This window comes from Limosilactobacillus coleohominis, assembly GCF_016901675.1.
GTDB classification, from domain to species: Bacteria; Bacillota; Bacilli; order Lactobacillales; family Lactobacillaceae; genus Limosilactobacillus; species Limosilactobacillus intestinavium.
The window spans coordinates 1-15,703 of sequence record NZ_JACJKU010000037.1; the positions used below are offsets into that span (position 1 = coordinate 1).

Below are 15,703 nucleotides of genomic sequence, written 5' to 3' on the forward strand. Positions count from 1 at the left end.
CTCCATACACAATCTATGTTGGACAACATATCTCGTTATAATTCATTTTAATATTAATAAATAGGCAAAAAAGATAGGAAAGTAAATTTCCTATCTTTTTTTTTTACAATTTTTGTTCAAATATTTGCTTTGTATTAACAATAGAATTATAATTCATAGAAAGCTGGTTGTTTTTTTCATTTATAGTGAGAGAGGTTTTCGGCAATGATTAATTACCAACTTACTAACTTAGATGACCTCAATGAAGTAAGTAATCTTTTTAAAATTCTTGGTCATCCTAAACGCCTCCAACTGCTCTACTTGCTAATCCAACACTCGATGACAGTGTCACAGATCAGTACGGCCCTAAATTGGGAGCAGTCTGCTGTTTCACATCAATTACAATTACTGAAACAATATAACTGTGTAAGCTATGAACGGCACGGTAAACAAATTGTTTATAAGCTTGATAATCCAACGATTATGACTTTAATTGCTGATGCTGTTGGTGGTATCAGTGAATTTTAAAAAATTCCCAAATTAACCTAAGGAAATCTTCCTTAGAATAGTTTGGGAATTTTTTTATTTCTAATAAAATTAATCAGTAAAACAGTTACTTACTAGCAATATGCTTTTTAATTAAATTGCTGACAGCATTTGCGCTTTCATTCGTTTTACTAATTGTAATTAATGTATCATTGCCGGCCAACGTCCCAACAATGTCCGTCAGGTCACTTTCATCTAGTAATCCAGCTAATACAGTAGCAAAACTTGAATTAGGAGTTGTTTTAATTACATTCATGAATTGCACCACAGTACATGATTCCACGTTGTCATGGATGGCATCATAAAGCCGCTGATGTTGGTCCTCACTATCAACTTTCAATTGTGCATAATAAGTCTGCCCCATTTGATCACTAACTTTGACGATATTTAGGGCATGAATATCACGCGAAACAGTTGCTTGTGTAGCGTTGACACCATGAGATGCTAATAAACTTAATAGTTTTTCTTGTGTGTTAACGTGATTACTATTAATTATATCCAAAAGTAATTTCCGCCTGTCACGATGATTCATAATATTCATTCCCCTTTGCATAATCATACATAATAATTAATATTAACCCCTTTTTTTGTCAAAAAGCAAGGGAGTGATTATATATTCACTCCCTTAATATTTTCTATTATTTTTGTTTTTGACTCAATGCAGAATGATTAATACCATATACAAAGTAGATAATTAATCCCGCTAAGAACCAAAATCCTGCATAAAGTTTCGCATCATGGCTTAGTCCAAGAAATACGAATAATGCGGCTGCAAATCCTAAGAATGGCATTACAGGATATAATGGCATCTTAAAGTCTGGATCCTTTATATCCTTTCCTTCACGACGCCGTAAAGCGTAAATTCCAAGGCAAACGAACATAAATGAAATCAGAGTTCCGGCAGAAATTAGTTGTGACAAGAAAGCAAATGGGAAGAACGCACCAATCAGAACTGTACCAAATGTCAAAGCAAACAGTGCATGATTAGGACGATTTTTTTCATCTAATTTTCCTAACCATTTTGGCAGCATCCCATCTCGACCGAACGAATAAATTAACCGTGAACCTGCGAGGGTCATCCCAATCAGTGCAGTAAACATCCCAACAACCGCAATTGTCTGAACCACTACTGCTACATATGGATGGTTAATGGCCCGCAAAGCCATCCCTACTGGTTCAGCAGAGTTTGCATACTTCATGTAAGGCATTACCCCAATTAGTACTAAACTAACTGCCACAAAAAGAACTACGGCAATTAAAAGGGAACCTAGAATCCCACGAGGCATTGTCTTTTGTGGGTTAATAGCTTCAGCAGAATTGGCAGCGATGGAATCGAATCCAATGTATGATAGGAAAATCATTGAGACCCCACTATAAATTCCTTGCCAACCACCGAAAGCACCGTTTGCCGTCATTCGATATTTAGGTATGAATGGAACAAAGTTAGCTTTCTTAATTGCAAACGCTCCTACCACTACAAATAGTAAAATTGCAAACACTTTTAAAATCACTAATAGGTTTTCAACACGTGCTGCTCCGGAGACACCTTGAGCAATTAGCAGCGCGACAGCAATAATTACAATTACTGAAACTAAATCAACAATTCCTCCATTATTGCCAAAAGTATTAGAAAGCGCATTAGGTAATTTAACACCAAATTGAGCAATCAATGCTCGGAAGTTGGCAGAAAGACCTGAACCAACAAAGGCTAACGCAATGAAATATTCTGCTAACAGTGCCCATCCAGCAATCCAGCCAAAAAACTCACCAAAAATAACGTTAATCCACGAATACGCGGACCCCGCAAATGGCATGGCTGCGGACATTTCAGCATAAGCGAAGGCGACTAACCCCGCTACGACCGCAGCAATAATAAATGAAATTACAACTGCTGGTCCAGTATGCTGAGCAGCAACTTCACCTGGCAATGTAAAAATCGAAGCGGATACAATCGTTCCGACTCCCAATCCTAAGAAATCACGCACCCGCAACGTTCTCGCAAGATGAGCATCCTTGATTTCGTAGGTACTCGGATCTTCTTTCATTGTCATTCTTTTCCAAATATTCATTGGCATCTCTCCCTCTGAAAGTATATGAGTCTCTTATCTTTCTTATGATTATTATAGAATTCTTATTTATTTCTAATGATTTTACCATTTATCATTTCTAACTGCAAATAAAAAGTGATTCATCAATCATTGACTCATCACTTTTCTATAAATTATTTACTCTGCCGCTAGTGCCTCAATTGGGTTAAGTTTTGCAGCGCGTCTTGCAGGTAATAGCGCAGCTAAGAATGAGATTATCAATGCCGCAACAAAAGCAAAAATAACGTTGTCCACTGTTAACTGGATGATGTTGTACTTAATGAGCCCATAAAAGGCACTATTAATCCCCCAAGTTACTAAAAGCGTGATTACTAATGCTAATACTGCAGCAAACAGTCCAATTAAAATCGATTCGGATGTGAAGAAACGCCGAATATCAACTTTTCGTTCACCTAATGCACGTAAAATCCCTATTTCTTTAGTTCTCTCAGATACCGACATATACATCGTCACGATAATCATTAAAGCTGAAACTAACAGAGATATTGCGGCTACGCCTGCTAAAATATCAGAAGCTAATTTAACATAACGATTAATACGTTTCAGCATCGATCCAACCGTAATCGTGCCAAAGACCCGTTTGTTGTTGTCCCGAAGGTTATCAATTTTCTGAGCAACAGTTGAAACCTGATTGAGATTTCTCACTCGTACTGCTAAGAAATTAGGTCGTGTATCAGCCTTTTGATCCTTCAATGCATCGTAAACTGTTTGATAATTCACAGATGAACCACCAGTAGTGCTACTATCAACTAGTCCTACAACTTTAATCGGAATGTTAATTGCTACCGGTTGACCTTTTTGATCAATCCAATTAAAGGTTAATGACGCTTTTTTACCGAGTACTTTACGATAGTTTTTGGCTCCCATAATTTGGGAAGCCTCCTGCTTACCAACCACCATTTCACCTTTGCCAGGACGATGCCCATACTTAATTGAATCAGCCTTATTATTAGCATTCCAGGCACTAAGACCCGTACCACTTTGCACCTTACTAGTTCCTTCCATAGCCAGTCGATAAGTTGGTAAAGTGAATCCTTTTTCTACCTTCTTTACCCCATCTACTTTACTCAAACGCTGAATCTGATGCTGACTTATTAAGCCTGCTTGCGGGTTCCCAGCCATATTTTGGAATGTCTCCATCAATTCTTGCTGATTCATTTTGCGGCCGGTAGTGTTTCTTAATACTTGAATCACCTGCGGATTAGATACTGAATTAACCTGTTGCTTAATATAACCGTTTACACCATTACCTAAACCGCTAAAAATCATGACAGCAAACAAGCCAATGGCCACACCGATCATAATCAAAGAATTCCGCCAGAAATTATACATCAAATGTTTAAAAGAGAATTCATAGCTTGAATGTGCTGGTAGCTTTTGTGTTTGTATTCGTGTCGGATCCTCGGGAATTGGATATGCTTCTTTTAGCCGCTCATCACGATCAATTTTACCGTCTGCCATATGCACAATCCGTGTACCGTGATTAGCCACTGCACTCGAGTGAGTAACTGCAATTACCAGTTTGCCGTCTTTTGCAATTTCATCCATCAATTCCAAAACTTCTTGAGTGTTTTTGGAATCTAAAGCTCCCGTTGGTTCATCGGCTATAATTATTTGAGGATCACTGGCTAAAGCACGAGCAATTGCAACCCGCTGCTTTTGCCCACCTGAGAGGTACTTAGGATATTTATGAATTTGATCTTTTAACCCCACCTTAGATAGCAATTGTTGGGCACGCTGTTTCTTCTCAGTAGAACTTAATGTTGTCATATCTAATGAAACTAGAACATTATCTAAAACAGTTAAGTGGGGGATCAAATTGTAGGACTGATAAATGTGCCCAATTGTGGAACGACGATATTCATCCAACTGTTTTTCGTTTCGATGATCTAATAACTCGCCATTAATTTTAACTTGACCATTGAATTCACGATCTAAGCCACCAACGATATTCATTAGCGTTGACTTACCACCACCAGATTCACCTAAAATTGAAACAAATTCGCCCTTTTCAAATGTCAAATCGATTCCTTTTAAAACTGGAAATTCATTATTTCCCAGGAAATATGATTTAAAAATCTGGTGTAACTCTAAAAACGCCATCTCATTCCTCAACTTTCTTCATATTGATTAGTGATTACTTGGTTTGTTCTATTTTACCATCATTAATCTCAAAAATTCGATCAGCATATTTACGCAATCTCAAATCGTGCGTAACTACAATAATTGTTTTTTCTCGACGGTGCGCTAGCTTTTGAAATTCACGACCAACTGCTGCTCCCCGTTCACTATCTAAAGCTGCAGTTGGTTCATCTGCTAGAACAATTGGCGGATTTGTATACAATGCTCTTGCAATGGCGATCCGCTGATTTTGCCCACCAGAAAGTTGATCTGGATATTGTTCTTTTAAATGGTCAATGTCTAATTCCTTTAATAACTGTTCTAATTCTTGATTATTTAAATTATTCTGCGGGTGAACATGGTCAACTAATCGGAACTGTTCTGCAACTGTTAAGTATGGCAATAAATTATATGATTGCAGAACAAATCCAATTTTATTTAGTCTTAATCGATCCAATTGCCGAGGCTTCATCGCACTGATATTTTGTCCATCAATAATAACATCACCCGAACTTGGTTGACGTAATCCACCTGCAATCGTTAAAAACGTACTTTTTCCAGATCCGGAAGGTCCCAAAATAAGCGTTAATTCGCCAGTGCGAGCTTCAAAATTAATATTTGTTAACGCTTGAACTTTGCCAATTCCGGTTCCAAATGTCTTGTTAACATTTTTCAATTCAATTGTTGGCATTAACTTAGACCTCCTAAATTGCATCTAATGGATTGATTTTAGTAATAATGTGGACCGGTAATAACGCACCAATTGCCCCTAAAACAATTAAACTGATCCCAACTAAGATTGTTACTGGCCAACTTATCAGCATCGGAACGGCTTGAGGGATTAGCAAGGTTGTAATAAGGGTCACTATCAAGCTAATGACTACCCCAATGATCATTAATAACATTGCTTGTGCAAAAGTAGCACCCGTTAATGTCGAAACAGGGATTCCTTGTGCTCTCAGCACTGCATATTCTGGTAATTTCTGCATTGTCAAAATATAAAGGAATACTGCAATCACAATTAATGAGATTATCATTAGAAACCCAATCATAAATTCGAAAGTAGTATTTTGTGCTGAATAGCCTGGTAGTTTCTGAATAAATTCATGAACGGAATATTTAGCGAGTTTAGGATGGTGATGAGAAGTTTTTTGATCAGAAAAAATTCCACTCGCAATATATTGTCCATTTGTCCCTTTTAATTGTTGCCAAGTACTCAGCGAACCGATAGCTAATGGCGAAATATTTAATTTTGCGTTTTTAACAAATCCAACTACTTTCAAAGATTTCCCTTGAGAATTTAGTTTAACGGTGTTTCCAATATGGTAGCCCTTATCTTTCAGAGACTCGTCTAGAATTATTTCATTATTGTTTCGTGGCTTTCTTCCGGCAACTAATTCTAACTTTTTTTGATATAGATATTGTTTTTTTGATAAGCCCATAAATTGAATTGATTGCTTAGAAGCGTGCCCCGTCATTTTCTTCATTACTACTGGAGTCGTGCCAACCAAGGCTTCATGACTGCCTAGTTGACCAATCTGAGATTTAGACACCAATGACTGGCTAAAATTTTCGTTAGCATTCTTGTTTAAGTAAACCGTTTGTGTATCCCAGCTTTTAATAGCAGCAGTATTTTCATTAGCGAGGCCCAACATTAGTCCCATGAGCATAAATATTAAATAACCAATTAACGCAATCATTCCAATGATTAAACCATAACGTAGTTTATTATGCCTAATTTCGCGAATTGCTAAAAACATTGTCATCCTCCAATAATTTTATCTAGTGCTTTCCCGAGTCGTTTTTCAATAGCCGCTTGCCGAAGAGGAGTAATTAAACTCTCTTTAATGGCCTGGTGACACAGCACCATAATTGCCCATTGCTGACTATTAAGTTGTGCTATCATATGGCGATTAGTGTCTTCACTGTCCAGAATACCTTCATTGGTCACGTAATACATTTTCAAAAAGTCAATATATTCGCTATTGTTAATTCGCAATATTAGTTGATGAACTGCTTCTCGGTACTCCTGAGAAGTTCCATTTCCTTTAACCAACTTTTGCGGGTGTAATTGCAACTCACCCATAATTATTCCGAGTAACCATTGATAAGCATCTAGCAAATTGGGAAAGTATTTGTAAAAAGTTCCTCTTGCAATTCCTGCAGTTTTAATAATGCGTGCTACTTGGGCATTAGCAAGACTATGATGACTAAATTCACTCAATAACGCTTTCTTAATGTTCAGCTGTTTATCCTCATTTAAATGAAAAAAAGTTGATGATGGCATTATTCCCTCCTGAAGTGACACGATGTCATTTTTAGTTACTTTACATCAAAAGTGACACCGTGTCAACACAGGATATTTCAGGTTTTTAGATAATAAAAAATCAGGCCTGCGTAGGCAGACCTGATTAATTGGATCTTAGATTTTTAAAGGTATCATTTAGGCTTCTTCCCCGCCGACCTTAACAATCGCCTTGGAGACCTTACCTAATTTACCACTAACAAAGTCTTCAACACCATCTAAGTCAAATTCATGAGAGAAGAGAGGAAGTGGATCAACAGTACCTGATGAAAGCAATGCAATGGAGTCTTCAAATGTGTATGGGTTAATGAAGGCACCTTGAATTGTTAATTGCTTTTGGAAGACATCATAAGTATTAACAGAGAACTTATCGTCAGGGTTACCAACACCAAACATCAATACTTGAGCACCACGTGCAGCTGCTCCCAATGCTTGTTCTTGGGTAGCTGGCAAACCAACAGCTTCAACAACGATATCAAATGCATCTGCTGGAATTTCTTCCTTAGTAGTGTTAATAGTCTTAACACCGAAGTGCTTACGGTTATTAGCTAACTTATCATCAGAACGACCAGCTAATGTTACTTCATGAATTCCACGGGCCTTTAAAATTTGAGCAAAGAGTTGGCCTTCAAAACCGTCACCTAATACCAATGCTTTTTGGTATGGATGAGTGTTCAATAGGTCTACCCCATGCATAGCACATGAAATTGGTTCAACAACTGCGGCTGCTTTCAGTGAAACATCATCAGGAATTGGGTAAACTACCTTGGCTGGAGCAGTGAAGTATTCTTCAAAACCACCATTCCGTGTAACACCAACTGCGTCTAAATGTTCACATAATTCAGGACGTTGAGTCCGGCAGTACTTACATTGACCACAATAAATGTTAGGGTCTACTGTTACCCGATCACCAGGCTTTACATTGGTAACTTCTGAACCTACCTTAGTAACAACCCCAGAATTTTCGTGTCCTAACACGATTGGTGGAACTGCTGAAGCAGAACCTGGTAAACCTGCATATAATGCCTTATCAGTACCACAAATACCTGCATATGCAGTGTGAATTAACACTTCATTTGGTTTGATTGATGGTTCTTCAATGTCTTGAACTTCAAGTTGTTTTAGACCGGTTAAAACAAGTGCTTTCATTGCTTAAATACCTCGCTTGTGAATAGTTTAATTTACCCCGTCAGTATACGAAAATCGAGGACAATTGTCAAACGATTATCATTATCTAATTGTTACCCCTAAGAGTTTTATTTTTTCTTTCTATATTAATGGATGGATAATGGGTAACTTTCTCCGTATTAAGTACTTCTAATGCCGAAAAAACGGCATTTTCTATTGTGTTACTTTATTTTTTATGCTAACCTAACAAAGGTGTTCAAATAGTTTAATATTTTTGTGGACATTACCTTATTAGCATACGAAAGAAAGGGAGGATTTGGCGTGGAAAACACAAAAAATCAACATCGTAAGCATAAACTAATTGAATATGCTAACGGTAAATCTCTTGAGGAAATCAACGGTACAGTTGAAGTACCTCATGGTAAAGGGTTTTGGAGAACCCTATTCGCTTATTCTGGTCCAGGAGCACTTGTAGCTGTTGGATACATGGATCCAGGTAACTGGTCAACTTCAATTACTGGTGGTCAAAGTTTCCAATATACTTTAATGACAACCATCCTGATTTCAAGTTTGATTGCGATGTTACTACAAAACATGGCGGCTAAACTTGGTATCGTAAGCCAAATGGACCTTGCACAGGCCATTCGGGCTCGTACAGGGAAGGCCTTAGGAATTATTCTTTGGATTATGACAGAGTTTGCCATCATGGCTACCGATATTGCGGAAGTTATTGGTGCCGCCATTGCTTTGAACTTATTATTCCATATTCCATTAGTACCATCAGTTTTCATTACCGTCTTAGACGTTCTTGTTCTTCTGTTACTAACTAAGATTGGCTTCCGTAAAATTGAAGCAATTGTTGCTTGTTTAATTTTAGTTATTCTGTTTGTCTTTGCATATCAGGTTGCATTATCTAAACCTGCATGGGGCAGTGTTTTCATGGGATTGATTCCTTCCCAAAAGGCGATTGCTAAGGGACCAGTAGTTGGCGGGATTACCCCACTTAGTGGTTCTTTAGGAATTATTGGTGCCACGGTAATGCCACACAACTTGTACTTACACTCCGCAATTTCACAAACTCGAAAACTTGATCATACAAATGTTGATGATATTAAACAAACCGTTCGCTTCTCCATGTGGGATTCCAACATTCAACTTAGTCTTGCATTTGTTGTCAATGCTTTACTATTAATCATGGGGGTTGCAGTCTTCAAGAGTGGTGCTGTTCAAGATAGTTCCTTCTTTGGTCTCTATGACGCATTAAACAACACTTCCATGCTTAGCAATCCAATCTTAATTAGTGTTGCCAAGTCTGGTGTCCTTTCAACATTGTTTGCTGTTGCTCTGTTAGCTTCTGGACAAAACTCCACCATTACTGGAACCCTAACTGGTCAAGTTATCATGGAAGGGTTCGTTCACATGAAGATGCCATTGTGGGCACGTCGGTTAGTAACTCGTTTAATTTCCGTTATCCCTGTCCTGATTTGTGTTGCTATGACTGGTCGAGAAACTGCTACTCAACAACACACTGCATTGAACCTCTTAATGGAAAACTCACAGGTCTTCTTGGCATTTGCCTTACCATTCTCAATGTTGCCATTATTATTAATGACTAACAGTGAAACTGAGATGGGCCAATTTAAGAACCATATCATTACTAACATTTTAGGATGGATTTCAGTACTTGCCCTCACCTTCTTAAACTTATATAACTTACCACAAACTTTTGAAGGGTTTGGAATTTGGAACAAATCCACTTCCGATATCTTAGCTTGGACCACCATTATTATTATTTTGGTACTCCTAGTTTGGACTTGTACCGAAATGATTATTGGTGATCGTAAATTTGCTGCTGAACATCATAAGCACGCTTGGGAACAAGACGCATCTTCAGAAGATGCTGAATAATTAAAAACAAAGTCACGATTTAATCGTGGCTTTTTTATTTACAATTATTCTAATTATAATTTATCTGTAAAAATAAGTTTCCAAGGGGTTGATTATTAATTTAAACGGATTATACTGTAAGTGTAGTTAAGAATGATTCTAATTAAGGAGAGGATATCTATGAACTTTGTTGGACATGAAATTGATGACTTTAAAGTAAACGCCTACCAAGATGGTGAAACTAAAGAAGTAACTAAACAAGATGTACTAGGCAAATGGAGCATTTTCTTCTTCTACCCTGCTGACTTTTCATTCGTTTGTCCAACCGAATTAGAGGCCTTACAAGACAAATATGAAGATTTCAAACATGCTAATGCTGAAATTTATTCAGTTTCTGAAGACACAGAATTTGTTCACAAGGCTTGGGCAGAAGCCTCTGATAAAATCGGTAAAATCAAGTATCATATGCTTGCCGACCCTGCCGGTAAACTAGCTCGTATGTTTGACGTCCTTGATGAAGAAGCTGGACAAGCATATCGTGGCGTCTTTATTGTCGATCCTGATGGTAAGATTCAATCTTACACAATTAATAACATGGGAATTGGCCGCAGTGCTGACGAAATTTTACGGACGTTACAAGCTGCCCAATTTGTACGTGAACATGGCGATCGTGTTTGCCCTGCTAATTGGAAACCAGGTCAAGATTCCATCAAGCCAAGTCTTGATTTAGTCGGTAAGCTTTAATCTGGTGATTAATAATGGCAGATCAACATTTATATGATTTAATCATCGTGGGTGCCGGTCCTGCTGGACTTTCTGCAGGATTATATGCCGGTCGTGCCATGCTTGACACTCTCATTTTAGAAGGTGAGACTGTCGGCGGCCAAGTGACCACCACTTCTGTTGTCTATAATTACCCAGCGGTTGAAAAGGTTGATGGTACCAAGCTAATGAACCAGTTGCAAAAACAGGTTACTGACTTCGGTGTTCAAATCCAACATGACCAAATTGATGCATATTCTTTAAAACCAGAGGTCAAAATTTTGACTGGCAAAAGTGGGCAAGAATATCGCGCTCGTAGTGTAATCATCGCAACTGGTGCTCATCCACGTAAAGTGGGCTTTGATGGTGAAGATCAATTCCGTGGCCGTGGAGTTGCCTATTGTTCTACTTGCGATGGTGAACTCTTTACCGGTTTGCAAATTTTTGTGGTTGGTGGTGGCTACGCTGCTGCTGAAGAAGCTGATTACTTAAGTCGTTTTGGAAAACATGTAACTGTCCTAGTCCGCAGTGATCACTTTAAATGCCCTCCAGCAATGACTGCTAAATTAATTGATAATCCGAAGGTTTCAATTGAATATAATACTGAGATTAAGTCAGTCAGTGGTGATGATTACGTTTCTTCTGCTACCCTAGTCAATAATCAAACTGGGAAAGAAACTATTTATCATGTTGATCCTGGTGATAATACCTTTGGAATTTTTGTTTATGTCGGCACAGAACCAGCTACTCAAAACTTGAAAGGTGTTTTAGATCTAGATTCAAACGGGTACATTAAGACTTCTGTAGATGGTGCAACCAATATCAACGGAGTTTTTGCAGCAGGAGATGTTATTGCTAAAAGTCTTCGCCAGATCATTACTGCAGCTGCTGATGGTGCCCAGGCAGCCACAACAGCCGAACATTATGTTACTAGTCAAAAACAAGCTGCTGGAATCCCAATTACACCTGTAACTAACAACACTAGTGCATCATCGCCGGTTGGCCAAACTACTGATCTAAATAATGAAGAATCAGTGGTTCCTCATCAAGGTAATTGGCTAACGAGTGATATTACTAACCAACTTCAACCAATTTTTGCAAGGTTAACTAGCGACATCACTTTTGAAGTAGATACTAATAATACTGATTTAAGTCAACAGCTATTGGGCTTCATAAATGAATTTGCTGATTTGAATGATCATTTCAATGTAATTTCTAAAGTTGGTCAGGGGAATTATTTACCAATGCTGAAAATACTAGACGCTGATGGAAGAGATACTGGATTACATTATGCTGGTATCCCAACTGGACATGAACTCAATTCATTAGTTCTTGGTGTCTACAATGTTGCCGGTCCGGGACAAACTATTGATCCAGCAATGGTAACTCGGATTAAGCAGTTACCAGCAGCTCAAATTCGAATTGGCGTTTCCTTAACATGTCACTTTTGTCCCGATGTGGTCGCTGCTTGCCAACACATTGCCGCGTTAAATCCACAAATTACTGCTACTATGATTGACCTTCAACATTTCCCAGAGTTACGTAAATCCAAGAAGATCATGAGCGTCCCTGCAACAATGATCAACCACTCACCAGTAATTTTTGGAAGTCAAACATTGGAACAATTAGTAACCGCTATCGAAAAATACCATTAATTTTACAAACATTCCTACATTCTAGATAAAGGGTCTCTTATTCAAGATTATATGAACAAGGGATCCTTCGTTTTATTAAAGTTTTGCGATATCATGACAAATTAGCGTTAATTTAGTAAGAAGCATGGGATAATGGTATAATGTCAGAAAGAATTTTGGCCGATCACTTAATTAGTTGCCAGGCCAAACTGAGGTGAAAGAATTTGGATAATAATAATCGTAACGACCATCAAAAACATTTAAGTCGGGTGGAACTGTATGACACCCCAAAAAGTCGACGAAAACCTAAACGGTCACTATTTAATCGCAAAAAAAAGACTACCTCAACCTTAGGTAATAATGAGACAACTAACCCTAAGATGAGTGGTACCCGTTCTAGCATGGGAACTGTCGGAAACAACCGACCAAAAAAGCCACGTAATAAAAAGAACGGTCGTCTTTATAAGACCATCTTGGCATTACTATTAGTTATTTTAGCGATTGTATTTGTGGTCTTTGTAATTAGACAACAAAATCCTGTTAACACTGACAATAATTCTGTGTCAACGTCTGAAAGTTCATCTAGCTCATCACATAAGAAGCACCATCGTCGCCACAAACGGAGTAGTAACGATGATGATGATAACCAAGCTACTTACGAAATCCAAACTCCAAGTAGCAACACCACTACTACTGGGGGCACTGGTTCCCAAGGCACTACAACTTCACAAAACACTAACTCCGACAACAATCGGTCAAATTCCCAACAACAATCTGACAACCAACAACAAAACCAACAGAATAACAGTCAAAATACTAATAACCAACAAGGCAACACCACAAACAATGGTAGTAACCAAAACCAACAAACTAACAATGGCTAATAATTAAATTAGAAAATTTTCATTTTAGTATTGACACTCATTATTGATACGAATATAATCACCAGTAATTAGAGGACAAGCCTTACTACTTTCCTACCCAGCGAGTGGTTCATTAGTGGAAGAATCATTAGCGAAAGTAATAATGGTACCACCTTTAATTTTTCCCTCCGAAATAAGGAGGAGCGGGTCGTGTCCGTTAACACACCATAGAGAGAGTGTTTTCTAATACTCTGAACATGGGTGGAACCACGCTGATTATGTTAAATCGACGTCCCTAGTATCGTTTAGGCGGTACTAGGGGCGTTTTTTATTTATATTACAAAGGAGAGATTTTTATGGCACAAGTTGCAGTAATGTCACCAGATGGACAAGTGAACAAAATTGATAAGGACTCAGCCGAAAGTGCTGCTGCCCTTCGTCATTTAGTTGCTTTAATGTTAAAAGCAGCTTTGGAAAGCAAATATGATGGTATTCGTTTAGGGGATGCTGTTGCTGAAGACGATCAATTCTGGGTTGATTCAGACAAGGATGACCAACAAGTTTCTGCTGATGAACTAGAAGGCTTGGAAGCAGACATTAAAAAAATGGCTAAGGACGATGCCAAAGTTGACTTTGTTGAACGTGATGTTGATGAAGCATTAGCTGATGTAAAGAATGATCAATTCTCCACTGAATTAATTAACGCTAATGCTAAGGATGGCAAAGTTGCCATGTATAAGCTTGGTGATACCTATGCCGTTGCTGAATCCCCCATTCTAGTTTATGGTGACGTAGTTAAGAACTTTAAGCTCTTGTCCGTTGCTGGTGCTTACTGGAAGGGAATGTCATCAAATCCAATGTTACAACGGATTTATGGAACTGCCTTCTACAAGAAAGATGATTTAGCTGAAGATCTTAAGAAGCGTCAAGAAGCTAAAGAACGTGATCACCGAGTAATCGGTAACCAATTAGACCTCTTCTTTGTTGATCCTAAAGTCGGTGCTGGTCTTCCTTACTGGATGCCAAAGGGTGCCGCCATTCGCCGAACTATTGAACGTTACATTATTGACCGTGAAGTGGCCGACGGATATGAGCATGTTTACACACCAGTATTGATGAACTTAGATGCTTATAAGACATCTGGTCACTGGGAACACTACCGTGATGACATGTTCCCACCAATGGATATGGGTGATGGCGAAATGCTTGAATTGCGGCCAATGAACTGCCCTAGCCACATTCAAATCTACAAGCACCACATTCGTTCATACCGTGACTTACCATTACGTATTGCTGAATTAGGAATGATGCACCGTTATGAAAAGTCCGGTGCCCTTTCAGGTCTACAACGGGTTCGTGAAATGACTTTGAATGATGGTCACACCTTTGTTGCCCTTGACCAAATTCGTTCTGAATTTGCAAAGATTCTGAAGTTAATCATGAGCGTTTACAAAGACTTTGACATTACTGATTACAGCTTCCGTCTTTCTCTCCGTGATCCTAAGAACACGAAGAAGTACTACGCTAATGATGAAATGTGGGAACGTTCTCAATCAATGTTGAAGCAAGCAATGGATGACTTGAACCTTGACTACTATGAAGCTGAAGGTGAAGCTGCTTTCTACGGTCCTAAGTTGGATATTCAAACTAAGACTGCTCTTGGTAACGACGAAACGATGTCTACTATTCAATTAGACTTCATGCTTCCAGAACGCTTTGGCTTAACATACGTTGGTAATGATGGTAAGGAACACATGCCAGTCATGATTCACCGTGGTGTTGTTGGTACGATGGAACGGTTTGTTGCTTACTTAACTGAAATCTACAAGGGTGCCTTCCCTACCTGGTTAGCTCCTGAACAAGTCCACATTATTCCAGTTTCAGATGACAAGCACGGTGAATATGCTGACAAGCTTGGCGCTGAATTACGTGCAGCTAACATTCGTGTAAATGTTGACCACCGGAATGAAAAGATGGGTTACAAGATTCGTGAAGCACAAACCCAAAAAGTTCCATACACTCTGGTTGTTGGTGATGATGAAATGGCTAATGGTTCTGTTTCAGTACGGAAATACGGTGAAAAGGACCAAAACAGCATGAGCAAGCAAGACTTTATGGACGAATTGCTTGCTGACATTGCTTCATACTCTCGCAAGAATAACGAAAAGTAATAATCTAACGTAAAAAATACTGATTAAAGAGACTGTGACGTTAGGCAGACTACAATCTTTAAATACGAACAGCGCAGTACAACAATGGGTCCTAGCATTCGGCAAACCGAACGCTAGGACCCTATTGTTGCTTGCGGGGGCGTGAAAACGAAGTCGTAAACGACTTCTGTCACGCTGTTATGAAGTGACCATTGTCAAG

At 38.6% G+C, this 15,703-nt stretch carries 13 protein-coding genes; 6 read left to right on the forward strand and 7 right to left on the reverse strand.

The window, feature by feature from the left end; genetic code table 11:
- Positions 1–204: 204 nt before the first annotated feature.
- Complete coding sequence (locus H5975_RS04665) at positions 205–507, forward strand: ArsR/SmtB family transcription factor (RefSeq protein WP_178661500.1); 303 nt, start codon at positions 205–207, stop codon at positions 505–507.
- An 85-nt stretch (positions 508–592) separates the two neighbouring features.
- Here H5975_RS04665 and H5975_RS04670 read toward each other — a convergent pair whose 3' ends face one another.
- From H5975_RS04670 to H5975_RS04700, 7 genes are all read right to left on the reverse strand, one after another.
- A complete protein-coding gene (locus H5975_RS04670) occupies positions 593–1,057 on the reverse strand; it encodes an arginine repressor (protein ID WP_204785085.1) in 465 nt (154 codons plus the stop codon).
- Between the two features lie 106 nt (positions 1,058–1,163).
- Positions 1,164–2,594 carry an APC family permease gene (locus tag H5975_RS04675; RefSeq protein WP_204785086.1) on the reverse strand — a complete coding sequence of 477 codons (1,431 nt, stop codon included), beginning with the start codon at positions 2,592–2,594 and terminating at the stop codon, positions 1,164–1,166.
- Between the two features lie 156 nt (positions 2,595–2,750).
- The gene (locus H5975_RS04680; RefSeq protein WP_204785087.1) at positions 2,751–4,736 is read right to left on the reverse strand and encodes an ABC transporter ATP-binding protein/permease; all 1,986 of its coding nucleotides are present in this window, start codon (positions 4,734–4,736) and stop codon (positions 2,751–2,753) included.
- Positions 4,737–4,770: 34 nt separating this feature from the next.
- Positions 4,771–5,445, reverse strand: coding sequence for an ABC transporter ATP-binding protein (locus H5975_RS04685; RefSeq protein WP_204785088.1), 675 nt, complete (start codon positions 5,443–5,445; stop codon positions 4,771–4,773).
- A gap of 13 nt (positions 5,446–5,458) precedes the next feature.
- A complete protein-coding gene (locus H5975_RS04690; RefSeq protein WP_204785089.1) occupies positions 5,459–6,514 on the reverse strand; it encodes an ABC transporter permease in 1,056 nt (351 codons plus the stop codon).
- Positions 6,515–6,516: 2 nt separating this feature from the next.
- A complete protein-coding gene (locus H5975_RS04695; protein WP_204785090.1) occupies positions 6,517–7,041 on the reverse strand; it encodes a TetR/AcrR family transcriptional regulator in 525 nt (174 codons plus the stop codon).
- Between the two features lie 156 nt (positions 7,042–7,197).
- Entirely contained in the window at positions 7,198–8,208 is a 1,011-nt protein-coding gene (locus H5975_RS04700; protein WP_204785091.1) for a zinc-dependent alcohol dehydrogenase family protein, read from the reverse strand.
- Between the two features lie 300 nt (positions 8,209–8,508).
- Between H5975_RS04700 and H5975_RS04705 the strand changes: the two genes are divergently transcribed.
- The 5 genes from H5975_RS04705 to thrS all read left to right on the forward strand — a co-directional run bounded on the left by H5975_RS04705 (position 8,509) and on the right by thrS (position 15,504).
- The gene (locus H5975_RS04705; RefSeq protein WP_204785092.1) at positions 8,509–10,095 is read left to right on the forward strand and encodes an Nramp family divalent metal transporter; all 1,587 of its coding nucleotides are present in this window, start codon (positions 8,509–8,511) and stop codon (positions 10,093–10,095) included.
- Between the two features lie 159 nt (positions 10,096–10,254).
- Positions 10,255–10,818 (forward strand): alkyl hydroperoxide reductase subunit C, encoded by a 564-nt coding sequence (ahpC, locus tag H5975_RS04710; protein WP_204785093.1) that lies wholly within the window; start codon positions 10,255–10,257, stop codon positions 10,816–10,818.
- A 14-nt stretch (positions 10,819–10,832) separates the two neighbouring features.
- Positions 10,833–12,491: an FAD-dependent oxidoreductase gene (locus H5975_RS04715; RefSeq protein WP_204785094.1), complete on the forward strand. Its 1,659-nt coding sequence runs from the start codon at positions 10,833–10,835 to the stop codon at positions 12,489–12,491.
- A gap of 203 nt (positions 12,492–12,694) precedes the next feature.
- The gene (locus tag H5975_RS04720; protein ID WP_204785095.1) at positions 12,695–13,354 is read left to right on the forward strand and encodes a hypothetical protein; all 660 of its coding nucleotides are present in this window, start codon (positions 12,695–12,697) and stop codon (positions 13,352–13,354) included.
- Positions 13,355–13,689: 335 nt separating this feature from the next.
- Positions 13,690–15,504 carry a threonine--tRNA ligase gene (gene thrS / locus H5975_RS04725; RefSeq protein WP_204785096.1) on the forward strand — a complete coding sequence of 605 codons (1,815 nt, stop codon included), beginning with the start codon at positions 13,690–13,692 and terminating at the stop codon, positions 15,502–15,504.
- Positions 15,505–15,703: the final 199 nt, after the last annotated feature.

Excerpts from the sequence above, each read along its gene's own strand:
- H5975_RS04690 (WP_204785089.1), bottom strand. The coding sequence starts at position 6,514 with ATGTTTTTAGCAATTCGCGAAATTAGGCATAATAAACTACGTTATGGT.
- H5975_RS04680 (WP_204785087.1), bottom strand. The coding sequence starts at position 4,736 with ATGGCGTTTTTAGAGTTACACCAGATTTTTAAATCATATTTCCTGGGA.
- H5975_RS04715 (WP_204785094.1), top strand. The coding sequence starts at position 10,833 with ATGGCAGATCAACATTTATATGATTTAATCATCGTGGGTGCCGGTCCT.
- thrS (WP_204785096.1), top strand. The coding sequence starts at position 13,690 with ATGGCACAAGTTGCAGTAATGTCACCAGATGGACAAGTGAACAAAATT.
- H5975_RS04675 (WP_204785086.1), bottom strand. The coding sequence starts at position 2,594 with ATGAATATTTGGAAAAGAATGACAATGAAAGAAGATCCGAGTACCTAC.
- H5975_RS04685 (WP_204785088.1), bottom strand. The coding sequence starts at position 5,445 with ATGCCAACAATTGAATTGAAAAATGTTAACAAGACATTTGGAACCGGA.
- H5975_RS04670 (WP_204785085.1), bottom strand. The coding sequence starts at position 1,057 with ATGAATCATCGTGACAGGCGGAAATTACTTTTGGATATAATTAATAGT.
- H5975_RS04700 (WP_204785091.1), bottom strand. The coding sequence starts at position 8,208 with ATGAAAGCACTTGTTTTAACCGGTCTAAAACAACTTGAAGTTCAAGAC.
- H5975_RS04695 (WP_204785090.1), bottom strand. The coding sequence starts at position 7,041 with ATGCCATCATCAACTTTTTTTCATTTAAATGAGGATAAACAGCTGAAC.
- ahpC (WP_204785093.1), top strand. The coding sequence starts at position 10,255 with ATGAACTTTGTTGGACATGAAATTGATGACTTTAAAGTAAACGCCTAC.
- H5975_RS04665 (WP_178661500.1), top strand. The coding sequence starts at position 205 with ATGATTAATTACCAACTTACTAACTTAGATGACCTCAATGAAGTAAGT.